This is a genomic window from Streptomyces malachitofuscus, assembly GCF_055571035.1.
On the sequence record NZ_JBVIGA010000064.1, the window covers coordinates 1 to 6526 of the forward strand.

General features: G+C 71.7%; 2 protein-coding genes. Both read left to right on the top strand.

The window, feature by feature from the left end; genetic code table 11:
• On the top strand, positions 1-1490 hold a 1490-nt coding region (locus ACZ44S_RS38990), incomplete at its 5' end, for a type I polyketide synthase (RefSeq protein ID WP_466938229.1).
• Positions 1491-1526: 36 nt separating this feature from the next.
• Positions 1527-6526: type I polyketide synthase (locus ACZ44S_RS38995; RefSeq protein ID WP_466938232.1), on the top strand; the 5000-nt coding region annotated here is incomplete at its 3' end.

Sequence of the window (6526 nt, forward strand, 5' to 3'; positions counted from 1 at the left end):
GTGAGCCGGTGCCGGCGGGGGGTGTTCTGGCCGGGGTGCTGGCTTTGGGTGAGTCCGAGGTGGCGGTGCGGTCGGGTGGGGTGTGGGTGCCGCGTTTGGTGCGTGTGCCGGCGCAGGCCGCTGCTGCTGTGTCTGGGCGGGTGTTCCGTGCGGGTGGAACGGTGCTGGTCACGGGTGGTACGGGGACGTTGGGTGCGGTGGTGGCCCGGCATCTGGTGGCGGTGCATGGGGTGCGCAGTCTGGTGTTGGTGAGCCGGCGGGGGTTGGAGGCGTCGGGTGCTGTCGGGCTGAAGGCTGAGCTGGAGGCTGCGGGTGCGGTGGTGAGGGTGGCGGCGTGTGATGTCGCTGATCCTGTGGCGTTGGCGGGGCTGCTGGCGGTGGTGCCGGAGGATGCTCCTTTGTCGGGTGTGGTGCACACGGCTGGTGTGCTGGATGACGGTGTGTTCGGTGGGCTGACGCCGGAGCGTCTGGTGTCGGTGTTCCGTCCGAAGGTGGACGCGGCGTTGGCGTTGCACGAGGCCACCCGTGACCTGGATCTGGACGCGTTCGTCCTCTACTCCTCCGCGTCAGGCGTGCTCGGCGGAGCAGGTCAGGGCAACTACTCGGCGGCCAACGCTTTCCTGGACGCCTTCGCGCAGTGGCGTCGTGCGCAGGGCCTGCCCGCCGTCTCGCTCGCCTGGGGCCTGTGGGGCGACACCGAAGGCATGGCCGGTGTCCTCGACCAGGCGGACCAGGCACGTATGCGGCGTAGCGGAGTCCGGGCCCTGTCCGTCGACGAGGGCATGGCGCTCTTCGACACCGCACTCGGTGCCGGCGAACCGGCTCTGGTGCCCATCAAGTTCGAGCTCACGGCCCTGGCCGCGCATGCGGGGGCCGGACAGCTGACGCCCAAACTGCAGGGCCTGGTCCGCCGGCCCCGCCGTACTGCCGCCGCCGGCGGACCCGTCCCGACCGCGTCCCTCACGGACCGACTGGCAGGGCTCCCGGAGGAGGAGCAGACGGAGATGCTGCTGGACCTGGTCCGCGACCAGGTCGCCGTCGTCCTCGGGCACGGCGACGTCGCGGACATCGCGCCGGGGCAGGCGTTCAGCGAACTCGGCTTCGACTCGCTCACCGCGGTCGAGCTGCGCAACCGGCTGGCCGGCGTGACGGGCGTCCCGCTGCCGGCCACGCTGATCTTCGACTATCCGTCGACCGCCGCGATCACCGATCACCTCCGCGCGGAGCTGATCCCGGACACCGCGACCGGCACGGTGGAACCCACCGACGTGGACGAGGCCGGGCTGCGCAAGGCACTCGCCACCGTCCCCCTCACCCGACTCCAGGAACTGGGCGTCCTGCAGCAGTTGCTGCGCCTCGTGGACGCGGCCCCCGCTGCCACGAACGTCGGCGGCGACTCCGCCGAAGCCGGACAGAACGACGCGCATCTGATCGCCGACATGGATGTCGCAGGCCTCATCGAACGCGCGATGGGCAACACCACCAACTGAGCCCGTCGCGGCCTACGGAGGAACTCAAGTATGTCTGTGTCCGAGGACAGGATCGTCGCGGCACTGCGCGCCTCGCTCATGGAGAACGAGCAGCTCAAGGAGGAGCGCGACCGGGCCGTCGCGGCCCGGACCGAACCGATCGCGATCGTGTCGGCCGCGTGCCGGCTGCCCGGCGGCGTCGCGTCGCCGGAGGATCTGTGGCGGCTCGTGGCCGAGGAACGCGACGGCATCTCACCGTTTCCGGAGAACCGGGGATGGAACGTCGACGGGATCTACGACCCCACCCTCGGCCTGCCCGACAAGACCTACGTCCGGGAGGGCGGGTTCCTGCACGACGCGGGGGAGTTCGACCCAGCGTTCTTCGGAATCAGTCCGCGTGAGGCGCTGGCGATGGACCCGCAGCAGCGTCTGTTGCTGGAGACCTCGTGGGAGACCTTGGAGCGGGCGGGTATCGATCCGACCACGCTGAAGGGCAGCCGCACCGGCGTCTTCGCCGGCCTGATGTACCACGACTACGAGGCGGCCGCGGCCGCCGGAAGCATCGTGTCGGGCCGGGTCGCGTACACCTTCGGCTTCGAGGGCCCGGCGGTGACGGTGGACACGGCGTGTTCGTCGTCGCTGGTGGCGATGCACTCCGCGATGCAGGCGCTGCGGAACGGCGAGTGCACGCTTGCTCTCGCCGGCGGTGTGGCCGTCATGGCCACCCCGGGCAGCTTCGTCGAGTTCTCGCGGCAGCGGGGCCTGGCGGTGGACGGGCGCTGCAAGTCGTTCGCGGCGGGTGCGGACGGGACGTCGTGGGCGGAGGGTGTGGGCCTGGTGCTGCTGGAGCGTCTGTCGGACGCGCGGCGCAACGGTCACGAGGTCCTGGCTGTGGTGCGGGGCAGCGCGGTGAACCAGGACGGTGCGTCCAACGGCATCACGGCGCCGAACGGTCCTGCGCAGCAGCGGGTGATCCGTCAGGCGCTGGCCAATGCCGGTCTGTCGGCGGCCGACGTGGACGCGGTGGAGGCCCACGGCACCGGCACCATGCTGGGCGACCCGATCGAGGCGCAGGCGCTGCTCGCGACGTACGGGCAGGAACGGTCGGGCGAGGACCGGCCGTTGTGGCTGGGGTCGTTGAAGTCGAACATCGGTCATGCGCAGGCCGCCGCGGGTGTGGCGGGTGTGATCAAGATGGTGCAGGCGATGCGGCACGGGGTGCTGCCGAAGACGCTGCACGTGGACGAGCCGTCGCCGAAGGTGGACTGGTCGGCCGGTGCGGTGGAGCTGTTGACCGAGGCCCGTGACTGGCCGCAGCTCCCCGGCCGTCCGCGCCGGGCGGCCGTCTCCTCCTTCGGGATCAGCGGCACGAACGCGCACGTGATTCTGGAGGCCGTGGAACAGGAGGTTCCAGAGCCGACCGTGACGGAGGGTCCGGTGCCTCTGGTGCTGTCGGGGCGGACGTCGGAAGCCGTGCACGCCCAGGCGGAACGGCTTGCCGGACATCTGGAAGGGCATGGCGAGCTGGGTCTGGCGGATGTGGCGTTCTCGTTGGCGACGGGGCGTGCGCATCTGGAGCGTCGTGCGGTGGTGGTCGCCGGCTCGGTGGAGGAGGCGCGCGAGCGTCTTGCGTCCGTCGAGCCGGGGTCGGTGGTCGCCGGGCGTCTGGGTGTGCTGTTCACGGGTCAGGGTGCGCAGCGGGTCGGGATGGGGCGTGAGCTGTATGCGGCATTCCCGGTGTTCGCAGAGGCTTTCGACGAGGTGTGCGCGGCCGTGGACCGGCCCCTGGGCCGCTCACTGAAGGACCTGGTCTTCGGCGACGATGCGGCGCTGCTCGACGAGACGCGCTACGCCCAGCCGGCCCTCTTCGCCGTCGAGGTCGGGCTCTTCCGCCTCGTACGGTCCTGGGGCGTGCGGCCCCACTTCCTCGCGGGGCACTCCATCGGTGAGGTGGCGGCCGCGTTCGTGGCGGGTGTGTGGTCGTTGGAGGATGCGGCTGCTCTGGTGGTGGCGCGGGGTCGTCTGATGCAGGCGTTGCCGTCGGGTGGGGTGATGGTGGCGGTCGAGGCGTCGGAGGACGAGGTGGTGCCGCTGCTGGTCGGGGGCGCGGGTGTCGCGGCGGTGAACGGCGCGACGTCCGTGGTCCTCTCCGGCGCCGAGGCGGCTGTCGAGGAGGTCGTGGGCCGTTTGGAGGGGCGTCGGGTGCGGCGGCTGCGGGTCTCGCACGCTTTCCACTCCTCGTTGATGGACCCGATGCTGGACGACTTCCGGCAGATCGTCTCCGGCCTCACCTTCAACACCCCCACGATCGCCGTGGTGTCGAACCTGACGGGTGAGGTGGCGGAGCCGGAGCGGTTGTGCGATCCGGAGTACTGGGTTGAGCACGTGCGCGGCACGGTCCGTTTCCACGACGGTGTGCAGACCCTCCGCGAGCACAAGGTCGGTACGTTCCTCGAACTGGGCCCTGATGGTGTCCTGTCCGGGATGATCGCGGGCGACTGTGTGCCGTCCCTGCGTCGTGACGTGCCGGAGGACCGGGCGTTGATGGGCATGCTGGGGCACCTGCACACACGCGGTGTCATGGTCGACTGGGAGCAGGTGTTCTCCGGGACCGGTGCCCACCGCGTCGACCTGCCCACCTACGCCTTCCAACACCAGCGCTACTGGCTGAACTCCACAGTGCCGGCGGGTGATCCCGCGTTCGCGGTCGAGCATCCGCTGCTGGACTCGGTGATCAGCGTGCCCGACACCGGCGGCGTTCTCGCCACGGGCCGGCTGTCGCTGGCGGCGCAGCCGTGGCTCGCCGACCACACCGTCTCGGGCACGGTTCTCCTGCCGGGCACCGCCCTCGTGGAGCTCGCGATCCGCGCCGGCGACGAGGTCGGCGCACGGTCCCTGCGCGAGCTGGTCATCGAGGCCCCCCTGCTCCTCCCCGACCAGGGCGAGGTACGCGTCCAGGTCTCTGTCGGCGAGGAGACCAACGGCGTACGCCCCGTCGCGGTGTACTCGCGGCCCGAGGAGGCCGAGTCCGGCACATCCTGGACCCGCCACGCCAGCGGCCAGCTCGACGACCACGCCCCGGCCCCCGACACCGACTTCGCCGTCTGGCCCCCCGAGGGCGCGCAGCCCGTCGACCTGACCGGCTTCTACGAGGAGCAGGCGAACGCCGGATACGCGTACGGCCCCCTGTTCCAGGGCCTCAGCAGGCTCTGGACCCTCGGCGAGGAGATCTACGCCGAGGTCGCGCTTCCCGCGGAGGACGCCGACGCGGCGGCCGGGTTCGGGCTGCACCCCGCGCTCCTCGACGCCGTCCTGCACTGCGGCGCCTTCACCGAGCGGAAGGCCGAAGAGGGCAAGCTCATCCTGCCGTTCGCCTGGAACGGCATGACCCTGCACGCCGCCGACGCCACCAGCCTGCGGGTCCGCATGACTCCTACCGGCCCCGAGTCGGTGGCGCTGGAACTCGCCGACAGCGAGGGCGCCCCGGTCGCGTCGGTCGAGTCGCTTGTGCTCCGCGCCGTCTCCGACGAGCAGCTCACGTCCTCCGGCCGGGCCGGCTCCGACACGGACGCCCTGTTCGCCGTCGAATGGACCGCCGTGCCGACCGAAGCCGCCGACGGCGGCGACACCGCGGTCGTCCCGCACCCGGTGTCCATGGCTCTGGACATCGAGGAACTGGTGCGCTCCGGCGCGTCGATGCCGGACGTCCTGGTCGTCGACGCCATCGACGGCGTCGTCAGCGCCGAACGGGTCCGCGGACTCGTCGGCCGCGTCCTCGGGATCGTCCAGGCCTTCCTCGCCGCGCCGGAACTCGCCTCCACCCGCCTGCTCGTCGTGACGCGCGGCGCGGTCGGCGTCACCGGCGACACCGAGGTGACCGACCCGGCGGGCGCCGCCGTCTGGGGCCTCGTGCGCGCCGCGCAGGCCGAGAACCCGGACCGGATCCTGCTGATGGACGTCGACGAGATCCAGGCGTCCCGGCCGGCCCTCCCGGGTGTCCTGGCCGGCGGCGAGGCACAGGTGGCGGTGCGCTCCGACGTCGTGCACATACCCCGCCTGGTGCGGGCCCCGGCCGAGCCCGACACCGACGGACCGGTCGTGGACCCCGCCGGCACGGTGCTCGTCACCGGCGGCACCGGAACGCTGGGCGGACTCGTCGCCCGGCACCTCGTCGCCGTACACGGCGTGCGCCACCTGTTGCTGACCAGCCGCCGCGGACCCGAGGCGCCCGGCGCCGAGGAACTGACCGCGGAACTCGAGGCCGTCGGCGCGAGCGTCACCGTCGTGGCCTGCGACATGTCCAAGCGCCGGGCTGTGAAGAAGCTCCTCGCGACGGTCTCGCCCGACGCACCCCTGACCGGTGTCGTCCACACCGCCGGAATCCTCGACGACGGTGTGATCGCGAGCCTGACGCAGGAGCGGATCGGCGCGTCCTTCCGGCCCAAGGTCGACGCCGCGCTGACCCTCCACGAGCTGACGAAGGGGATGAACCTCTCCACGTTCGTCCTCTTCTCGTCCGCCGCCGGAGTCATCGGCGGCCCGGGCCAGGGCAACTACTCGGCGGCCAACGCCTTCCTGGACGCCTTCGCCCAGTGGCGCCGCGCCCAGGGCCTGCCCACCGTCTCCCTCGCCTGGGGCCTGTGGGCCGAGTCCGGCGGCATGATCGCCACGATGAGCGAGTCCGACCAGGCCCGCATGGGCCGTGGCGGAGTGCTCCCGCTGCCCACCCAGGACGGCCTGGCCCTCCTCGACACAGCACTGTCCGGCAAGGCGTCCACGCTCGTACCGGTGAAGTTCGACTTCGCCGCCCTGACGGACCAGGCACGGGCCGGACAGCTGCCACCGATGCTGCGCGGACTGGTCCGCCGGCCCCGCCGCACGGCACGCACGACGGCTGCGGGAACCGGCTCGGTCACCGGCGACTCCCTGGCGGACCGCCTCACCGGCCTGCCCCTGGAGGCTCAGCGGCGTCACTTGGTGGAGTTGGTGCTGGGTGAGGTGGCGGTGGTGTTGGGTCATGCGGGTGCGGCGAGTATTGATGCTGGTCAGGCGTTCAG